Consider the following 19,025-nt stretch of genomic DNA (forward strand, 5'->3'; position numbering starts at 1 on the left):
TGGCCGGCATGAAATCCCTCAAGAAACAGCGCCGCATCCAGATCATCGCGGCTGCCGCCGTGACGCTGACGGTTGCCACGGGGCTGATCGGTTATGCCATGAGCGACGGGATCAACCTCTATCGCTCTCCCAGTCAGGTCAGCGAGGCGGCGCCGGAACCGGACGAGTTCTTTCAGCTGGGCGGGCTGGTCAAGGAGGGCTCGATCGTGAACGGCACGGGCGTCGCCTTTGACTTCGTGATCACCGATGGCGCGGTCGAGATACCCGTCGCCTATGTCGGCGGCTCTCCGCGCCCGGACCTGTTCAGCGAGGGGCAGGGCACCATCGCCAAGGGCTGGTATCGCGATGGCCGCTTCGAGGCGCGCGAGATCCTGGCCAAGCATGACGAGACCTATATGCCGCGCGAGGTGGTCGAGACGCTCAAGGCCACGGGCGTCTATCAGGAGCCCGGCACCTGACGCAACGCGCGCAGGGTTAACGACAGGTTAACCCGCCCGCTCCAGCATCCCCCGATGCGGCCGGACCCCGGTCGCGCGACGAAAAGGGGGATGCCATGCCAAGCGTCGAACAGATAGCCCGAGAGATCGTCGCCCGCGAGGGCGGTTATGTGAACGACCCGGACGATCCGGGCGGGGCCACCAATTACGGGGTGACCATCGGCACGATGCGCGCCCTGGGGATGGACCTGAACCGCGACGGGCGCATCGACGCCGCCGACGTACGCGCCCTGACCCGCGCCCAGGCCGAGCAGATCTTTGTCGAGCATTATTTCCGCAAGCCGCGCCTGGCCGAGCTGCCCGGCCCGCTGCAGGCCAGCGTCTTTGACATGTATGTCAATGCGGGCGCCAATGCGGTCAAGATCCTGCAGCGGCTGGTGACGCGCATGGGGTTTCGCGCCACCGATGACGGTGTGGTGGGGCCGCGCACCATTGCCGCCGTGACGGATGCCGCCCAGGCCGCGCCGCTGCATCTGGCGGATGCCTATGGCATCGCGCGGCGAAATTACTATTACGCGCTGGCCGATCAGCGTCCCGCCAGTCGCAAGTTCGCCCGCACCAAGGCCGGCGGCAAGGGCGGCTGGATCACCCGCGCCGAGGAGTTCGTCGCCCCGCGCTATCACCTGACCGATGCCGAACACCGCACGAGGACGTCGAAATGGGCCTGATCGACCGCTTTCTGGGGGTTGCGCCCTCCATCACCGCGCTTGGCAGCGCCGCGACCGGCATGGCCGAGGTCTTTACCCAGAACGCCACCCGCCGGATGGAGCTGGACGAGGAGGCCTATGCCCGCGCCATCGGCCAGCACGGGCAGGAGTTCATGGTGCCGCGCCAGGGTTGGTTCGACGGCTTCGTGAACGCCCTGAACCGCCTGCCGCGGCCGCTGCTGGCCTTGGGAACGATGGGTCTGTTCATCTATGCGATGGCAGAGCCGGTGGGCTTTGCCATCCGCATGGACGGTCTCCAGCGCGTCCCCGAGCCGCTGTGGTGGCTTCTGGGGGCGATCGTGGGGTTCTATTTCGGCGCCCGCGAGGCGCATCATTTCCGCCACCGCGTCTGGCCCGCCCGCGTGACGGAGGAGACCACCATCGTTCCCGGCACCACCCCCGCGCCGGTCGCGGCCCCGGTCGCGCGGCCCGATGATGATTTCGCCGATAACGCCGCGCTGCGCGACTGGCTGGCGACGCTGCGCGAATAGGCCGCATCCCTGCACGCGAAACTGATGGATCGGGACGAAGGGGGGGCTTTTCCCGCCTTCGTCCCGACCCTATGCTGTGGGCAACGGAGGATGCCCGCAAATGATCGCTGAACTAGGCCATTTCGCCCTGATCCTGGCCTTCATGGTCGGGATCTATCAGATGACGGTGCCGATGATCGGCGCGGCCAAGGGCTGGCACGGCTGGATGGACAGCGCCCGCCCCGCAGCCCTGGCGCAACTGGTGCTGATGGCCATCAGCTTTGCCGCGCTGACCGTGGCCTTCGTCACGTCCGATTTCTCGGTCCGGCTGGTCTATGAGAACTCTCACACCGCCAAGCCGCTGATCTACAAGATCAGCGGTGTCTGGGGCAACCATGAGGGCTCGATGCTGCTCTGGGTGCTGATCCTGGCGCTGTTCGGCGCGGCGGCGGCGCTGTTCGGCGGCAACCTGCCGCCCAGCCTGCGGGCGCGGGTTCTGGGGGTGCAGGCCTCGGTCACGGTGGCCTTCTACGCCTTCATCATCTTCACCTCCAACCCCTTCTGGCGCATGGGGAATCCGCCCTTCGACGGGCGCGACCTGAACCCCCTGCTGCAGGACCCCGGCCTGGCCTTTCACCCGCCGTTTCTGTACCTCGGCTATGTCGGCCTCTCGATGGCGTTCAGCTTTGCCGTCGCCGCCCTGATCGAGGGCCGCGTGGACGCGGCCTGGGCGCGGTGGGTGCGGCCCTGGACGCTGGCGGCCTGGGTGTTCCTGACCATCGGCATCGCGCTCGGCTCGTGGTGGGCCTATTACGAGCTGGGCTGGGGCGGCTTCTGGTTCTGGGACCCGGTCGAGAACGCCAGCTTCATGCCCTGGCTGCTGGCCGCGGCGCTGCTGCATTCCGCCATCGTCGTCGAAAAGCGCGAGGCGCTGAAAAGCTGGACGATCCTTCTGGCGATCATGGCCTTTGGCTTTTCGCTGATCGGGACATTCATCGTGCGGTCAGGGCTGATCACCTCGGTCCACAGCTTTGCCAACGACCCGGAACGCGGCATCTTCATCCTGGCGATCCTGGTCTTCTTCACCGGCGGGGCGCTGACCCTCTACGCGGTGCGGGCGCCCACGATGATCGCCAAGGGTGTCTTCTCCCCCGTATCCCGCGAAGGGGCGCTGGTCTTGAACAACGCGCTGCTGGCGGTGTCCTGCTTCGTGGTCTTCATCGGCACGATGTGGCCGCTAATCGCCGAGATGGTCTGGGGCCGGGTGCTGTCCGTGGGCCCGCCCTTCTTCAACCAGGCCTTCACGCCCTTCATGGTGGTGCTGGCGCTGGCCCTGCCCATCGGGTCGATCATGCCGTGGAAACGCGGCAGTATGGCGCGCAGCCTGCGACCGCTGCTCGGCCCGCTGATCCTGACGGGCGCGATCATGACGTTGGTCTTTGCCGTCTCGACCGGCCATTCGGCGCTGGCGGTGATCGGGGCCGGACTGGGGTCGTGGCTGGTGTTCGGCGCGCTGGCCGATCTGTGGCAGCGGACCGGCAATTCGGGCGCCGCGCGCCTGCTGCGCCTGCCGCGCGCCGATTGGGGCAAGGCCGTGGCCCATGCGGGCCTGGGCATCACCTTCATCGCCGTAGCCCTGATCCAGGCCTGGCAGGTCGAGGATGTCCGCGTGACCGAGATCCACCAGCCCTTCCGCGTCGGCAGCTATGACCTGGTGCTGCGCGAGGTCGTGCGGGCCGACGGGCCGAACTTCTACGCCCAGCAGGCGGTGATCGAGGCCAGCCGCGATGGCCGCCCCGTGGCCACCCTGCGCCCGGAAAAGCGCGTCTATCCCGTGCAGGGCATGCCCACGACCGAGGCCGCGATTGACTACGGCTTCTGGCGCGACCTCTATGTCGTGCTGGGCGACGAACAGCCGGGCGGGGGCTGGGCGGTGCGCACCTATGTCAAACCCTTTGCCAACTGGATCTGGGGCGGGTCGATACTGATGGCGCTTGGCGGGCTGATCAGCCTGACCGACCGGCGCTATCGCGTGGCGGCGGGTGCTGCCCGACCGGCACGGCGCGAACCGGTGCCTGCGGAATGAGGGGCGTTGCATCACGCGCGGCCCTGATCCTGGCCCTGTCTCTGACGCCTGCGCTGGCGGTCCAGCCCGATGAGGTGTTGCCCGACACCGCGCTGGAGACCCGCGCGCGCGAGATCTCGCAAAAGCTGCGCTGTCCGGTCTGTCAGGGCGAGAACATCGACGAATCCAACGCGCCCATCAGCCGGGATCTGCGCCTTTATGTGCGCGAGCGGCTGGTCGAGGGCGACAGCAACGATCAGGTGATCGACGCCGTCGCCGACCGCTTCGGAGAGTTCGTCCTGTTCGAGCCGCGTCAGACCGGCGCCAACCTGATCCTGTGGTTCGCCGCCCCCCTGATGGCGCTGATCGCGGCGCTGACGGCCTGGGGCTTTCTGCGCGGGCGCAACCGTCCCGCCCCCGAGGTCCGGGCCCTGGACGCCGCCGAACGCAAGCGCCTGGATGAGATCATGCGCTCCTGACGCGGGGTCGCGCTTTCGCCAGCGGCGTTTTCCTGCATGATCCCCGGAAAAAGGGAGGATTGCATGAGTTTCCAGACCATCCTGTTCGCGGTCGATGACGGGGTCGCCACGCTGACCCTGAACCGCCCCGCGGTGATGAACGCGCTGAACAGCCTCATGCGCGCTGAAATCACGCAGGCCCTGACCACGCTGGATGCCAGTGTGCGGGCCGTGGTGATGACCGGCGCGGGCCGGGCCTTCTGTTCGGGCCAGGATCTGACCGATGCCGGCGCGGCCCTCGATCTGGAGCGCACGCTGCGCGACGAATACGAGCCGATGCTGGCCGCCGTCACGCGCTGTCCGGTGCCGGTGATCGCCGCCGTGAACGGGGTCGCGGCGGGGGCGGGCGCGAACCTGGCGCTGGCCGCCGATGTGGTGATCGCCGCTGAGGGCGCGAGCTTTATCCAGGCCTTCACGCGGATCGGGCTGATCCCCGATGCGGGCGGCACCTGGATCGTGCCCCGCGCGGTGGGAACTGCGCGCGCCATGGGAATGATGCTGTTCGCTGAACCCGTCAGCGCCGCACAGGCGGCAGACTGGGGGCTGATCTGGCAGGCGCTGCCGGACGACACCTTTGCCGCAGGCGTCGCCGCGCGGGCGCAGACCTTGGCCAAGGGCCCGACCGGTGCCTTTCTGGCGATCCGCGAGGCGCTGGCGGCCTCATCGGGGAATGACCTGACCGCGCAGCTGGCGCTGGAGGCGCGGCTGCAGGGTCAGGCCGGGCGCAGCGCCGATTTCGCCGAAGGGGTCGCGGCCTTCCTGCAGAAGCGCCCGGCGGTCTTTACCGGGCGCTAGGCCGCGTCAGGCGATCTGGCGAAAGACCGGCGCAGTCCCGCGATTGTCAAAGAACGGCACCGTCGCGGGCGTGGGCAGGGGCTGATCGGGCGGCAGATCGCGGATCAGGTCCGACAGTTCGGCCAGGACAACCTCGGTGATGAAGGGCAGGTCCAACGCGCGGGCCTGGGCCAGGGGCACCCAATGCAGATGGGACAGCTCGTCGCAGGCGGCACTGAAATCGTCGGGATCGCCCGCGATGCTGGCCGCATCGGCGACAAAGAAATGCGCATCGAACCGGCGGGGTCGTCCCGGCGGGGTGATCGCCCGGAACAGATAGACCAGCGGCGCGGCATCGGGGGTCAGACCCGCTGCGGCGTGTCCCGGCCAGGGGCAGGGCGGACCGCCGGGGCGGCCGATCAGAAGGCCTGTCTCTTCGGCCAGTTCGCGCAGGGCGGCGGCGGCGATGGTGTCGGGCGTGGGGCCGCCCTCATCCATCAGGCGGTCGTGACAGCGCGACGCCAGGGGGCGCGCCAGCGCGACATCGGCATCCGCCGCATCGACCGCACCGCCGGGAAAGACGTATTTCGACGGCATGAACGCCGCCGACGCCCCCCGCATCCCCATCAGGACCGACGGTCCTGCCGCATCGCGACGCAGGACCAATACCGTCGCGGCATCGCGGATGGCATCGCTCATGCGTGCGCGCCTTCGTCCCCGAAGCCGTGCATCCGGCGGGCCCATTGCAGGCCGACCATGCCCCCTTTGATCACCGGCAGCATGGCCAGCGACAGAACAATGGCACCCAGCCCGAAGGACAGGATCATGGTCATCGCACTGGGCCGCCACGCGATGAACGAGGCCAGCAGGATCGGCGCACCCAGATGCGACACGATCAGGATCGTCAGATAGGCCGGCCCGTCATCGGCCCGCTGATGGTGCAGCGCCTCGTGACAATCCGGGCAATCATCCGCGACCTTCAGATAGCGGGTGAACAGCCGCCCCTCGCCACAGGCTGGGCAGCGTCCGCGCGCGCCGCGCAGCATCGCCTGACCGGTGGGCCGTTCGGCGGGCAGATCGGGGTCGTGCCGGGTGGCAGGGGTCATGGGCGTGGTCCTTTGCGGGCAGCGTATCCCGCGACTCTAGGCGCATGCGGGACCGCTGGAAAGGGCCGCCTATGCCGCACGTTCGGGCTGTGCGCAGACGACGCGATTGCGCCCCCCGGCCTTGGCGGCCAGCAAGGCGCGGTCGGCCCGCTCCAGCGCGATGCGCGCCATCTGGTCGGGCCAGACGTCCTGAACCGGGACCACCAAAGCCATGCCCACCGACGCGGTGACCCCCACGGTGCCCCCACCGGACAGACCGGGGAGGGCGATCGGGCGGGCCTGCACCGCCAGGCGCAGCGTTTCGGCCAGATCCGCGGCGCGGGTCGGGGTGCAATCGGGCACGACGGCCAGAAACTCCTCGCCGCCCATGCGCGCGGCCAGACCCTCGGGGCCGACGGCGTCGCGCAGGCGGTGGGCCACCTCGGCCAGGACGGCGTCTCCGGCGGTGTGGCCGTGGCTGTCGTTGACCGCCTTGAAATGGTCTAGGTCGATGGCAAGAACCGCAAATCCGCGATCGGTCATGGCGGCCTCGCGGGCGATCTCGGCCAGCTTTGGCAGGGCATAGCGGCGGTTGTACAGCCCCGTCAGCGGATCGGTCATCGCCCACAGCATATGGCGCTGGACCTCGGCCCGGCGCTGATCGCTGCGCGACTTGCGCGACAGCAGCATCTGCAGCGACATGGCCGCGGCCTGCGCGGCCGATGCCGTGGCCAGACTGTCGGGCATCACGTCGCCCGCCCCCAGATCCAGGGCAATGGCTGTCAGGTCGGCCCGGTCCGGACCGATCGCCATGACAAAGCCTGCATCGCGCGACCCTGGCCGAGATCGCAACTCTGACAGCAGCCGCAGTCCGTCACCGCGTTCACGGATATCGGCCGCGATCAGGTACAGATCCGCCGTCCGCCCCGCCGAGGCCGCGCCAAGCGCCTCATCCGGATCACGGATGGCAAAGCGGCAGGCCATCCGTTCGGACAGCATCTGCCGCCACCGTTGCGCGCGCGCTGGATTGTCCGCGATCAGCACGATCAAGGGGCGGTCGCCATGGTCGAACCCGGCCTGTGCCTCGGCCATGCCCATCTGCGTCTCCTGAGAGGCGTCGGACTGGCGCAGGATGTTGCGGATGCGCGCCATCAGCATCTGATCGTCGACATCGGGCTCCAGCGTCGCGGTCGCGCCAGCCTGCAGCGCGGCGAGGCGCTGGTCCGAGCACGCCAGCATCAGCACCGGAACCTCTGACAGGCGCCGGTCGCTTGACAGCATCGTGCAGACATCCAGCGCCGAGCCGTCGGGAAACCCGCCGCCCAGGATGATCAGGTCGGGGATGACCGCGTCCAGCTGCGACATCAGCTGCGCGGCCGACCCCACCGCCACCACGTCATAGCGCACGGCAGCCAGCCGGACCTTGAGCGTGATCCGCGCTGTCGAAACCCCATCTGCAACCATGATACGTGCCGTCATCGATCTATCCAGAGAATCCTGACATCTTCATTTCAATCTCGTCTAAAATGCTTAACAAAGAGTTTCCGGGCAGCATGCCTTCACGAAATCGGGAAAAGACAAGAGACATGGCGTATTCCGTCCCTCAGGCCGCCGACCTCTCGACGCGCGTGCTGATCGAACTGGTCGACCGTCCGCAGGATCTGGCCCGCTTCATGGACCAAGCCGGATTGCGTCCCGAAGACCTGCGCGACATGGCCACCCGACCCGAGGTTGCCCTGTTCCTGCTGGATTTTCTGGTGGAGGACGATGATCGCATCCTGAGCTTTGCGCAAGCCCTTCATCTGCGTCCGCAGGACATCATGGCGGCACGCACCGCGCTGTCGGGCCCCGGCAGCTATGGCTGGGAGGCCGACTAGGGCTTTTTGTCGCGGATTACCGGTTTGTTTACGACTGGACGCTAGGCTGGTCTCGAATCGAGGTGGGCATGAACAGTCTGGTCAATCGCGCGATAGAGGAATTTCTACGTTCGACCTACGGAGAGGTGATGGTCCAGGCCATCACCGACGAGGCGGCGGTGTCGGTCGGACGCCTCGCGCCCGCGGGCGCGGGCTTTGCCACGGCCGGGCTGGACCGTGCGGCCTTCCGCCTGGCCAAGCCGCGCGCCGAGATGTTCGAGGATATGGGCGGATGGATGACCCGGATCGAGCCGATCCGCCGGCTGCTCCGGTTCTCCGGACGCGATTTCAGGGATTTCCTGCTGCGCTTGGATGAGCTGCCGGGCCGCGCCCATCTGGTCCTGCCGGACCTGATCGTCCCTCGTTTGCAGGTCGAGGCGACGGATCAGTCGGTCTGCCTGTCCATGCTGGAGCCGGACGAGGCGTGGCAGCATCTGCTGGTCGGCCTGATTCGGGGCATGGCCGACGATTACGGCGCCCTATGCCTGATCGCCGCCGACGGCTCCGCGATCCGCATCGACATCTGGGATGAGCAATTCGCCGAAGGTCGGATGTTCTGCCTGCAGAGTGATCTGCTGTCCGATCAGGTTCTGTCTTGAGCGGCCCGGTTCTTGGCGCCTCTGCGCTGGCGCAGCTCTTGCCGATGCATCTGTGGCTGGCCCGGGACGGCGCGGTGCTGTCCATCGGCCCCACACTGGCCAAGCTGCTGCCCGACATGTCGGAGGGCCTGTCCGCGCGGCTGATGCCCACACGGGAACAGCCGGGCAGCTGCGTTCTGTCGGCGATCGGCAGCGCGGTCGATCAGCGCACCCGCCTGTTCCTGCGGCTGACGGATGCGCCGGACCTGGTTCTGCGTGGCCACGGCGTGCGGGCCGAGGATGGATCGATCCTGCTGAACCTGGGGTTCGGCATCGGCCTGCACAAGGCGATTCAGTCGGCGGGCCTGACCGATGACGACTTTGCGCCGTCCGAACTGGCGATGGAGCTGCTGTTCCTCCACGAGGCCAATCGCGGCGTCCTGACCGAGCTGTCGCGCTTCAACGACCAGCTGGCGCAATCGCGGGAGGTTGCCTTACTCCAGGCCCAGACCGATCCGCTGACCGGGCTGCACAACCGCCGCGGCCTGGAGATCGCCCTGTCCCTGTCATTGCGTTCGGTCGATCTGCCCGACGATGCGCCCCAGCCCTTTGCCCTGGTCCATCTGGATCTGGACCATTTCAAGCAGGTCAATGACCAGCTGGGCCATCAGGCGGGTGACGACCTGCTGCGTTCGGTCGGTGGGGTTCTGCGGTCGCACGTGCGCAAGGCCGACACCGCCGCCAGGATCGGAGGTGACGAGTTCGTGCTGATCCTGCGTGGCATGACATCGCGCCCGGCCCTGCAGACCCTGTCCGAGCGTATCATCGCCGCGATCAACGCGCTGTCCCCGCCGGAGCTGGTGGGACTGTCCGTTTCGGCCAGCATGGGCGTGGTCATCTGGACACCTGGCGGGTCTGCGCGGGCCGATGATGTCCTGGCGCAGGCGGACCGGGCGCTTTACATGTCGAAGGGCTCGGGGCGCGGGCGTGTCACTATCCTGTAGGGGATGCGGTCGATGGCCGTGATCGGATCAACCAGCGATCATGGCGCGCAGCAGCGCCTCTTTTTGCGGAAAGACGGTGGCGGCATCGTGGTCCGACAGAATGCCCTGCCGGGCGGCCTGCCGCAGCGCCTGCGCCTGATCGGGGTTGTCCAGCACCCATGACAGGGCGTCGGCGACCTCTTCGGCGTCGTCCATGTCGACGATCAGGCCGTTTTCCAGGTCCTCGACCTGCTCGCGCACCGGCGCGGTGTTCGACCCCACCACCAGACAGCCCATCGCAAGCGCCTCGGACAGGGACCAGGAGGTCACGAAGGGTTCGGTGAAATACACATGCGCCGTCGAGGCCTGCAGCGTGCGGACATATTCCTCGCGCGGGCGCATGGCGTTCACGTGGATGCGGCGGTGATCCAGGTCCAGCGTATCCATCATCCGCATCCACCAGCTGTCGCCGCGCGGCAATCGGGCGCCATAGGAGACACTGTCATTGGCCAGGATCACGGTATCGAAATCCTGCCGCTGCTGCTGCAGGACCTGAATGGCGCGGAGGAATTGGGGAAAGCCGCGCAACGGTTCCATCCCGCGCGTCGCATAGGTGATGACAGGCCGGCCGGCGGGCAGCCGAAGCCAGCCGAAATCGATCCCGGCCCCCGCATCGGGCCGATGCAGCGCGCAGTCCACGCCGTCGGACATCACCGTGATCTGGCGCCGCAGCGCGGGCGGAAAGCGGCTGGCCTGGAACCGGGTCGGGCACCAGTTGGCATCCGCCAGATCGAATTCGCCGGTGATCGGCAGGTTCCGCATCCGGTCCGCGATCAGCGTCTGGACATCCACCGGCTTTTCGGCCCGGCCCTTGTCCCAGTTCCGGTCGGTGTAATACCACTCGTGATAGGCGATATAGCGGCAATCGGGCCAGACCAGCTTGACCCCCAGGCCCACGCCCCAACCCGCATGGGCCATTACGATATCGGGCATGTAGCCCTCGGTGTGGCGCATCTGGAACATCATCTCTGTCGCGCCACGGCAGTTCTGAGCCGCATGGTCCAGGATATGACGAAAATCGCCATCGGGAATCGTGCTGTCGCGCAGACGGAAACGGCGTGTGCGGATCCCCTCCGTCGTCGTGGCGGTATCGACCCCGCCATGCAGGAAGGTGACGTCCCAGCCCTGCGCCGCCAGCCATGCCCCCAGGAACTGGAACTGCCCCGCGCCGGACAGGTGGATGAACAGGATACGCGGCGCGCTGGCCGGGATGCGTGCCGTCATTGGGCGATCCTGTCGCCGGACTTAGTGATCAGCTGCCAGCCCATCGCACCGGCAGGCCACAGCGCAGGGTGATCGGTCTGATTGACGATGCTCAACAGCCGGGCACGGGCCGCGGCCAGGTCCAGACGTGCCTTTGCGGCGACATAAAGCGCCTGGCCCGCGCCATCATCCACCAGGTACAGCACCGGGAAACTGGCCTGCAGAAGGTCCTCCACCTCCGGCAGGGGGGTGGCGCATCGCACCATCATGACCCCGCCATCCCCCGAAAGGCGGCGCGCCGCACGGCGCATGGCCGTCCGGGCATCGGGCCCTTGCAGCCAGGCGGCGTCGCCGCGCAGGACGATTGCGTCGAAGCGCGGCCCGGCCGCCCCCTCGGCCGGTATCGGGTCGGCCAACCGGGCCGTGGTATGGGCGCGCCCCAGGTCCAGGGCCGCCACGGCGCCAAGCGGCCAGCCCCCGGTCTCATGGTGCACCGTCAGTCCGGGCACCAGCGCCAGTGCCGCGACCGCCACGCCGAATTGCTCGGGCGCCAGGACCAGCACGTGGCGCATCGCCGATGCGGCGAACATCACCGCCAGAATCTGTCGGTCGGCAGCCTCGATCGGCAGTGACGGGTCCAGGCTGTCCAGCACGCACAGGGCCTGCCCGTCATCGCCATGGACCGCGACCCGGCGGTCGTCCAGCGCGCGAAGCGGACCGGTCCCGCCATCGGTCGGATGCAGGCCGCGATTGATGCCCTCTGCACGCGCGCGGGCGGTGGCGTTGGTGGTCACGGCCCAGCTGCGGTGAAAGGGCGTGATCCAGGAAAAGGACTGCTGATTGTCCAGCAGGTCGATCGCCTGCTGCGCGCCAATCGCCAGCGGCCCTTCCAGCACCCGGCTGAAGGGCAGGCCGCCCGCCTGCCAGCCGGACAGCGTCACCGTGCGCGCACGCCAGGTATTTCGACGCATCGGCCCTGTCTGCGGCGAGGTTTCGCCCCGGTTCAGGACCACGTCCGACAGGCTGCTCAGGGACGGGTTCAGCAGGTGGATGACATCCGCGCCCTGCCGCATCGCCAGCGCGCGGACCGGTATGCCGATGGCGGGGGCGGACAGCACCCGGTCGCCGTCCGCCGCCAGCGCGTCGTCCAGGATGCGCAGCGCAACCCGAGTCAACACGTCGTCGGAGCGCGCCTCGTTCGGACGCAGCCCCAGACGCGGGTCGTTGAACATCAGCAGGGGCGTGGTCATGCGGTCTCCTCGGGCGAGGGGGTGGCGGCTGGCCCGGTATCGGCCTGCTCTTCGGACTTGATGCGGTCCACCATGACGGCGGCCAAGCGGGCCGCGGTCATGTCTTCGGTCACCGAAAAGCTGGTGATCATGGCACCGAACCGGCGCTCGATCTCCAGCCGCAGCTCCATCGCCATCAGCGAATCGATGCCATAGCGGTTGAAGGGGCGGTTCGGATCGAACTGGTCGGGCGGCAGGCGCATGATGCCCGACAGGATGGTGCGCAGCTCTCCCTCGACCAGGGCCAAGGCTGCGGGCCAGTCCAGCCGGCGCAGCGTCTCGGCCAGCTGGCCGTCATCGGTCCCGCCCCCGCTGAGCGGTGGCACCAGCGCCGTGAACACCGACCCGCGCAGGCCAGGCAGCAGCGGCGCCAGCCGCGCCCATTGGATCGGCGCCAGCACGTGATCGTCGATCCGGGGTGCGCGCAGCGCAGAGCCCAGTTCGGCCAGCAGATCATGGCTGCTGAGGAAGCCCACGCCGTCCATCTTGGACAGCTGCAGCGCCACGGCGGCATTGCGCGTCAGATAGCCCGCATCGCTGATCGCGCCCCAGCCCAGGGTACGCACCGGGTGCCCCTGGTCGCGCAGCTGCCGCCCCAGTTGCGCGATGGCGCAATTCGCGGCGCTGTAGCTCACCTGCCCCGGATTGCCCAGATAGGCCGCGATGGACGAGAAAAAGACCACATGGTCGGGCGTCATCTGCCCGCCGCGCAGCAGCCCGGCCAGCACCTGCGCCACGGCCAGCTTGGCGTCGACCACCTGGCGCGCCTCGACCGGGTCAAGGTCGCGGATCAGACGGTCGCGCAGCACCATCGCGGCATGGATGACGCCGCCGATGCGCTGTCCCTGCTGGGCCAGCGCCTGCAGAAACGCCTCCATCGCCGCCGGGTCGGTACCGTCGACCGCATGGACCGACAGCCGCGGCTCCGCCCGCGCCCACCGACCGATGCGGCCCGCGCCCAGCCTCAGCTCGCCTGAGCGCGACAGCAGGTGCACATGCCCCGCCCCCTGGGCCAGCAGCCAGCGCGCCAGCTGCAGGCCCAGCCCGCCCGTGCCGCCCAGAATGACCCAGGCACCGCGGACCTGCCGACCGGTGCGCTGCGCCTGCGGGCGCGGCGGAATGATGGCGATCTTGCCGGTATGACGCGCGGCCAGCATGTGGCGGAACGCCTGTTCGGTCATCTGCGCGGGGAAGGGCGTCACCGGGATCGGGCGCAGATGCCCCTGGGCAAAGCCAGCCGCGATCTGTTCCATGATCCGCGCCACGCGGTCGGGGTCGGCGGCCAGGCGCTGGTCCAGGTCCATCCCGAAATAGGTCAGGTTGCGCGCAAAGGGGCGCAGGTCCAGCTGCGTGCCCTCCAGATAGTCGCGCTTGCCCAGCTCGACAAAGCGGCCAAAGGGCGCCAGGCATTCGACCGACCGCTGCATCGCCTCGCCCGACAGGCTGTTCAGGACGACATCGACGCCGCGCCCGGCAGTGGCCTGCTGCACGCCCTGGACAAAGGACAGATCACGGCTGTTGAACGCCGCCTCGGCGCCCTGTGCGCGGGCCAGGGCGCGTTTCTCCGGGGTGCCGGCGGTGGCCAGGACGCGGGCGCCCGCCATCCGCGCGATCTGGATCGCGGCAAGGCCCACCCCGCCCGCGCCGCCATGAATCAGCACGACCTCTCCGGGTTGCAGGGCGGCCAGGTTGCACAGGGCCTCCCACGCGGTGACGAAGGCCACGGGCAGGCCAGCCGCCGCGACCGGATCGACTCCCGCAGGCAGGGCCGAGACCGAGGCCGCGGGCACCACCAGATGCGTGGCAAAGGCCGACTGGCCAAAGCCCATCACCGTCGTTCCGGGCGTCAGGTCGCTGCCCGCGCCCGTGCGGCGGACGATTCCAGCATATTCCATGCCCATTCCCGCGCCCGATGCCCCGGCATCCAGGATGCGTTCGGACAGCAATCCGCGTGCCGACATCACGTCGCGAAAGTTCAGGCCGGTGGCCAAAACCTCGACCTCAACCTCGCCGTGCCGGGGGGCGGTGCGGCGTGCGGGCTGCCAGGACAGGCTGTCCAGCCGTCCCGGATCACGCTGCGCCAGATGCAGGGCCGGGGCGGCATCGGGACGCGCAGGCCCCGGCTCGACCCGATAGGCCCACAGCCCGTCCGGTCCCACATGCGCGGCGGTCTGCCCGGCGGTGGCGGCGATCAGCGCGGCCAGCCCCGCGCGGTCGGGCAGGGGCCCCGACAGGGTCAGCAGCCGGATCACCCCGGCGCCATATTCGTTCTGCGCCGTGACCATGATCGAGCGCAGCCCGGCCGCGAGGATCGCAAAATCCGCATCCTGCTGCGGGTCTGTGGCGATCAGCAGGACCGGCGCGCCTTCGGCGCCCATCACCGGCTTCAGGGCCATCATCGTGGCCACCAGCGCGTCGGCAACGGCTGCTCCGGGACGGTGCAGCAGCGTCATTACCCGCAGGGCAGGCTTGGCGGGTGCGTCGCCCGCAAGACAGGCGGCCAGATCGCTGTCCTCGATCGGGCCGATGGGCAGCAGGGCGGGCAGGGGCGGGGCCTCGACCACGCCGGTGTCGGGCTGTCGCCAGGCGGCCAGGCGCAGCGGAATGCCGCCCTGATCCAGCATCGCGTGGGGCCAGTCCGCCCCGGCCGGATCGGCCGGATCGGCCAGCGAGGGCAGCACGCCCTCGGCATCCAGCGCCAGGACCAGACCGCCGGGGGGTAGGGCCGCCAGCATCGCCTGCGCGGGGCGCGGGCCGACGACCAGCATCAGATCGCAGTCTTGCGCAACCGGATCGGGGGTCACCAGCGGCATCAGGTCGGGCGGCAGGACCTGGGTCAGCAGGCTCAGATCGGCCTCGGTCGCGGCGGTGACGCGCACGCCGTCCAGCCGCGGATCGCAGGCCAGGGCGCGCAGCACCGCCAGATCGGGCAGGCCCACGATCAGCAGCGCGCGCCGCTGATCCGAAGGCCAGCGCCGCAACAGGTCGGACAGCAGCGCCTCCGCCCGGCCCCACAGCGCCCGCCGCACCACACCGTAGAGCGCGGTGTCCCGCGGCGCGGCGCCCTGTGCCGCGATCATCACTGCGCGCAGATCATCGGCCAGTGCCGGATGCTGCGCCAGCGCATCGGCCAGCGCCTCGGGGTCGCGCGCCACCCGCAGCAGCGCCGCGCCAAGTGGACCCGGACCAGCATCGCCCGCGGGCGCCAGCCGCGCGATCAGGCGCGCGGGATCGCTCCAACCACGCGGCAGGCGCACGGCCTGGCCCGGCAGGCGCAGCCTGACGCGCCGGTCGGTCAGCCGCACGGGCGCGATGCGCGTGGCGGCGTCCAGGCGGATCATGGTGAATTCGGCATCATCGACCAGGGCCACGACCTGCCCCTGATCGTCGAAAAGCGCGATCCGCGCCAGCAGGGACCGGCGGCGCTGTCGGGTCACGGTGACCTGGGCCTGGACCGGGACGCCTTCGGGGCGCAGCAGGTGCAGGTGGCCCATCCGCGTGGGCAGCATGATCGCGCCGTCGCGCATCCGGGCCGCCAGGTCGCGCGCGCCGGGGCGATCGCGCTCCAGCAGATCCTGGGCGATGGCGGCCAGGCCGTGAAAGGCCGCATCCAGCGCCGTCGGGTCCAGCACGAAGCGCCGGGCGGCCACCGGGGCCGACAGGTCAACCGCGACCACGCCCGGACGCAGCGCCCGGACCGAGGACATGCGCCGGAAGGCCGGGCCGTAATCCAGCCCCCGTGCGGTTAGGAAATCGTACAGGTCGTCGGGTTCCAGCGCGGTGCCGCGCCGCGCGGGCGGACGCGGCGGCTGGCAGGCCAGGCCGCGACGCACCACCCCCCGCGCCACCGTCAGCCAGCTGGAGGCCGTCAGCCGCGGGCGCATCGACAGCGTCACCGCACCGGTCGCGCGGTCGATCTCGGTGCGCAGGCGGATGCCGTCCCCCTCGATCAGAGCGGGGGTCAGGATGTCGAAATGGACCAGCTGCAGCGGCTGGTCGGGCCACAGATCGGCAGCGGCCCCCAAGGCCATCTCGACCAGGGTGGAACCGGCCAGAACGATATTGCCGCCGACCTTGTGATCGGCCACCCAGGCCGGATGCGTGGGCGTGATGTCGGAGGTCCAGCAGGTGCCCTCGGTCTCGGCGCGGCGACCGGTCAGGCGGCGAGCGCCGGTCTCTCCCCAGGCATCCAGCCCGTCGGGGGTCAGCTGGGTCCGGTGATCCTGCTCGTCCCACGGATAATCGGGCAGGGCCGGGTCGGGGCCGGTGCGGGGGCCACCCAGGGCATCGGCCCGGACCGGCACGCCCGCCACCCAGGCCCGCGCGGCCTGCAGGCGCGGATCGGCGCCATCCTCGGGCTGCTGCGGCATGAAATGATCCAGCGCGGCGCCGCCATAGCGGGCGATGTCGCGGACATTGCCCTGCAGGACCGGCGTGGGCGTCACCTCCACCACGTGGCAGGGGCCGTCGGCGGCCAGGGCCTGCAGCGCATCGGCAAAGCGGACCGGCTCGCGGGCATTGCGCCACAGGTAATCCAGCGTGCATTCCGCGCCCCGCATCACCCGGCCCAGGGCCGAGGCGCCGACCCGCATCCGCGGCGCGGACAGGCGCAGCCCCGCCAGATCGGCCATGAACCGGTCCCGAAGCGGCTGGACCAGGGGCGAGTGATAGGGGATCCCGATCTTGAGGCGCACGATGGGCAGGCGCTTGCCCGCGACGGTCACCCGCGCCAGCCGCGCAATCGCCTCGGACGGGCCGGCCACGGTCACCGAGCGCGGGCTGTTCACCGCCGCGATGGCCAGATCGGGCACGTCCAGCCCGGCGATGGCCCGGGCCACATCGGCCTCAGTCGCCGCGACGACGGCCATGGTGCCCTGACCGCGCAGCGATTCGAAGGCCTGCGACCGGGTGACGATGATCCGTGCCGCGGCGTCCAGATCAAAGCAGCCCGCGACATGCAGGGCCGCGATCTCACCGACCGAATGGCCGATGACCGCGTCGCAATCCAGACCGGCGGCCAGCAGGCTGCGCGCCTGCGCGACCTGGAATCCGAACAGCAGGGGTTGGGCGACCAGCGGGCTGGCCAGCCGGTCCTGCAGGTCGGGGGCGTGCATCAGCGCGACCAGATCCGGCACCCCCGCGCCGTCCATGGCCTGTGCGACCGCGTCGAAGGCCGCGCGGAACACCGGATCGTCGCGATAGGGCGCGACCCCCATGCCGGGCACCTGTGCACCATTGCCCGGAAAGGCCAGGACGCCCCGCGCCCCCGCCAAACCGGCCACGTCGCGCAGCACCGCGCCGTTGCCCGGATCGGTCAGCCGGTCGGCGGCGTCATCGTCCAGCGGCAAGGCGAGGCGATGCGGCAGCGCCATCCGGGCGGCAGCGGCCGCCGCCAGCGCCGGGCGCGCCTGCGGGTCGGTGTCGCGCAGCAGATCGGACCAAGCCTGCGCCAGCCGCTCCAAGGAGCCTTCCGATGCGGCCGAGATCATCAGCCAAGGCTGCTCCGCCGTCCTCGGCAGCGTCACCGGATGGATGCGGGGCGTGGCGGGCGCATCGTCGCACAGCATCGCCGCGACATTCGTGCCGCCAAAGCCGAACGAGTTCAGCCCCGCCACCAACCGCCCGCCCTCCAGCGGGTGCAGCTGCGTGTTGACCGACAGGTTCAGCCCTTCAAAATCGATATTCGGATTGGGCGTGGTGAAATGCAGCGAGGCGGGCAGCGCGCGGTGTTCAAAGGCCAGCAGCGTCTTGGCCAGGCCCACAAGGCCTGCAGCGGGTTCGGCATGGCCGAAATTGGTCTTGGCCGACCCGATCAGCAGCGGGTCTCGGCGCAGCTGCCCGATGGCCCCGCCGATGGATCGCGCCTCGACCGGGTCGCCCACCTGCGTGCCGGTGCCATGCGCCTCGTAGAAGGACAGGTCGTCCGGGTCGAAGCCGCTGCGGATCAGCACGTCGTCCAGCAGCGCCTCCTGGCGGGCGGAGGAGGGCACCGTCAGCTGCGACGACGCGCCGTCGGTGTTCACCCCGGTCGACACCAGGCTTGCGCGGCGCCGGGACATCATCCGGTCCGCCACGTCGGGATGCTGCAGCACGACGGCCACGCAGGCCTCGGACCGGACATAGCCGTCGGCATCGGCGTCGAAGGTGCGGCAGAGGCCGGTGGGCGACATCATCCGCGCCTGTGAAAAGCCGACGAACCCGCCCGGCGTCAGCAGCGCATGTACGCCGCCGACGATGGCCGTGTCGATCTGGCCGGTGCGGATCGCCTCGGACGCCTGATGCAGCGCATAGAGAGACGAGGCGCAAGCGGCATCCAGCACATAGCTGGGCCCGCCGAAATCGAAAAAGGACGACACCCGGTTCGCGATGATGCACAGCGTGTTGCCAAGCGAAAAGCTGGAGCCAGAGCGCGCCGTGTCCGCGTAATACAGCGACAGGTTCTCAACGATGCTGGAGCCGACGAACACCCCGGTCCGTGGCCCGGCCAGGTCGCGGGGCGACAGACCTGCATCGGCGATGGCCTCCCACACCGCCTGCAGAATCATCCGTTGCTGAGGGTCTATCGCCCCGGCCTCGCGCGGGCTGATGCCAAAGAACCCGGCGTCAAAGGCATAGACGTCATCCACCTGACCAGAGGCCAGCGAATAGGTCTTACCCCGCCGGGTCTGGATCGGGTCCAGATACAGCCCGGGGTCGAAATTCTGCGTGCGCAGCGTCCCGATGGTGCAGCGTCCCTGGGACAGAACCTCCCACATCCGCGCCGGTCCGCGAGCCCCGGGTACGCGGCAACCCAAGCCGCAGATCACGGGGTTTGCGGTGTCAGGCGACGCGGCCTGCGGAAGGGATTGGGTCATGATGCTGGCTCATCCGGGACTGCGCG

Annotated in this window: 15 protein-coding genes; 9 read left to right on the forward strand and 6 right to left on the reverse strand. The window is 69.5% G+C overall.

Features of this window, described 5'->3' with window-relative positions; translation table 11 throughout:
• The first annotated feature begins 8 nt into the window (after nt 1-8).
• The 6 genes from ccmE to FA740_RS02405 all read left to right on the forward strand — a co-directional run bounded on the left by ccmE (nt 9) and on the right by FA740_RS02405 (nt 5,052).
• Nucleotides 9-458: a cytochrome c maturation protein CcmE gene (gene ccmE / locus FA740_RS02380; RefSeq protein ID WP_136855271.1), complete on the forward strand. Its 450-nt coding sequence runs from the start codon at nt 9-11 to the stop codon at nt 456-458.
• A 95-nt stretch (nt 459-553) separates the two neighbouring features.
• On the forward strand, nt 554-1,165 hold the full coding sequence (locus FA740_RS02385; RefSeq protein WP_136855174.1) for a holin-associated N-acetylmuramidase: 612 nt from the start codon (nt 554-556) through the stop codon (nt 1,163-1,165).
• Nucleotides 1,156-1,695 carry a holin family protein gene (locus FA740_RS02390; protein WP_136855175.1) on the forward strand — a complete coding sequence of 180 codons (540 nt, stop codon included), beginning with the start codon at nt 1,156-1,158 and terminating at the stop codon, nt 1,693-1,695. Before FA740_RS02385 ends, FA740_RS02390 begins: the two co-directional genes overlap by 10 nt.
• Before the next feature lie 100 nt (nt 1,696-1,795).
• The gene (locus FA740_RS02395; protein ID WP_136855176.1) at nt 1,796-3,760 is read left to right on the forward strand and encodes a heme lyase CcmF/NrfE family subunit; all 1,965 of its coding nucleotides are present in this window, start codon (nt 1,796-1,798) and stop codon (nt 3,758-3,760) included.
• The gene (locus tag FA740_RS02400; protein WP_136855177.1) at nt 3,757-4,218 is read left to right on the forward strand and encodes a cytochrome c-type biogenesis protein; all 462 of its coding nucleotides are present in this window, start codon (nt 3,757-3,759) and stop codon (nt 4,216-4,218) included. The genes FA740_RS02395 and FA740_RS02400 overlap by 4 nt, the downstream gene beginning before the upstream one ends.
• 63 nt (nt 4,219-4,281) lie before the next feature.
• A complete protein-coding gene (locus FA740_RS02405; RefSeq protein WP_136855178.1) occupies nt 4,282-5,052 on the forward strand; it encodes an enoyl-CoA hydratase-related protein in 771 nt (256 codons plus the stop codon).
• A gap of 6 nt (nt 5,053-5,058) precedes the next feature.
• Here FA740_RS02405 and FA740_RS02410 read toward each other — a convergent pair whose 3' ends face one another.
• The 3 genes from FA740_RS02410 to FA740_RS02420 form a co-directional block, all read right to left on the reverse strand.
• Nucleotides 5,059-5,730 carry an NUDIX hydrolase gene (locus FA740_RS02410; protein WP_136855179.1) on the reverse strand — a complete coding sequence of 224 codons (672 nt, stop codon included), beginning with the start codon at nt 5,728-5,730 and terminating at the stop codon, nt 5,059-5,061.
• A complete protein-coding gene (locus FA740_RS02415; RefSeq protein WP_136855180.1) occupies nt 5,727-6,137 on the reverse strand; it encodes a DUF983 domain-containing protein in 411 nt (136 codons plus the stop codon). The genes FA740_RS02410 and FA740_RS02415 overlap by 4 nt, the downstream gene beginning before the upstream one ends.
• Before the next feature lie 69 nt (nt 6,138-6,206).
• The gene (locus FA740_RS02420) at nt 6,207-7,595 is read right to left on the reverse strand and encodes a diguanylate cyclase (protein ID WP_136855181.1); all 1,389 of its coding nucleotides are present in this window, start codon (nt 7,593-7,595) and stop codon (nt 6,207-6,209) included.
• Between the two features lie 107 nt (nt 7,596-7,702).
• Between FA740_RS02420 and FA740_RS02425 the strand changes: the two genes are divergently transcribed.
• The 3 genes from FA740_RS02425 (at nt 7,703) to FA740_RS02435 (ending at nt 9,614) form a co-directional block, all read left to right on the forward strand.
• A complete protein-coding gene (locus tag FA740_RS02425; protein WP_169306197.1) occupies nt 7,703-7,993 on the forward strand; it encodes a DUF3572 family protein in 291 nt (96 codons plus the stop codon).
• 68 nt (nt 7,994-8,061) lie between these two features.
• Nucleotides 8,062-8,631: a heme NO-binding domain-containing protein gene (locus FA740_RS02430; protein WP_136855183.1), complete on the forward strand. Its 570-nt coding sequence runs from the start codon at nt 8,062-8,064 to the stop codon at nt 8,629-8,631.
• Nucleotides 8,628-9,614 carry a GGDEF domain-containing protein gene (locus FA740_RS02435; protein ID WP_136855184.1) on the forward strand — a complete coding sequence of 329 codons (987 nt, stop codon included), beginning with the start codon at nt 8,628-8,630 and terminating at the stop codon, nt 9,612-9,614. Before FA740_RS02430 ends, FA740_RS02435 begins: the two co-directional genes overlap by 4 nt.
• A gap of 27 nt (nt 9,615-9,641) precedes the next feature.
• Here FA740_RS02435 and FA740_RS02440 read toward each other — a convergent pair whose 3' ends face one another.
• The 3 genes from FA740_RS02440 to FA740_RS02450 are packed head-to-tail and all read right to left on the reverse strand — an operon-like array spanning nt 9,642 to nt 18,999.
• The gene (locus FA740_RS02440) at nt 9,642-10,877 is read right to left on the reverse strand and encodes a glycosyltransferase family 4 protein (protein ID WP_136855185.1); all 1,236 of its coding nucleotides are present in this window, start codon (nt 10,875-10,877) and stop codon (nt 9,642-9,644) included.
• Nucleotides 10,874-12,106, reverse strand: coding sequence for a peptide deformylase (locus FA740_RS02445; RefSeq protein WP_136855186.1), 1,233 nt, complete (start codon nt 12,104-12,106; stop codon nt 10,874-10,876). Before FA740_RS02445 ends, FA740_RS02440 begins: the two co-directional genes overlap by 4 nt.
• Nucleotides 12,103-18,999, reverse strand: coding sequence for a type I polyketide synthase (locus tag FA740_RS02450; RefSeq protein ID WP_136855187.1), 6,897 nt, complete (start codon nt 18,997-18,999; stop codon nt 12,103-12,105). The genes FA740_RS02445 and FA740_RS02450 overlap by 4 nt, the downstream gene beginning before the upstream one ends.
• Nucleotides 19,000-19,025 lie beyond the last annotated feature (26 nt).

This window comes from Paracoccus hibiscisoli (assembly GCF_005048265.1).
In the GTDB taxonomy this organism is placed as follows: Bacteria; Pseudomonadota; Alphaproteobacteria; order Rhodobacterales; family Rhodobacteraceae; genus Paracoccus; species Paracoccus hibiscisoli.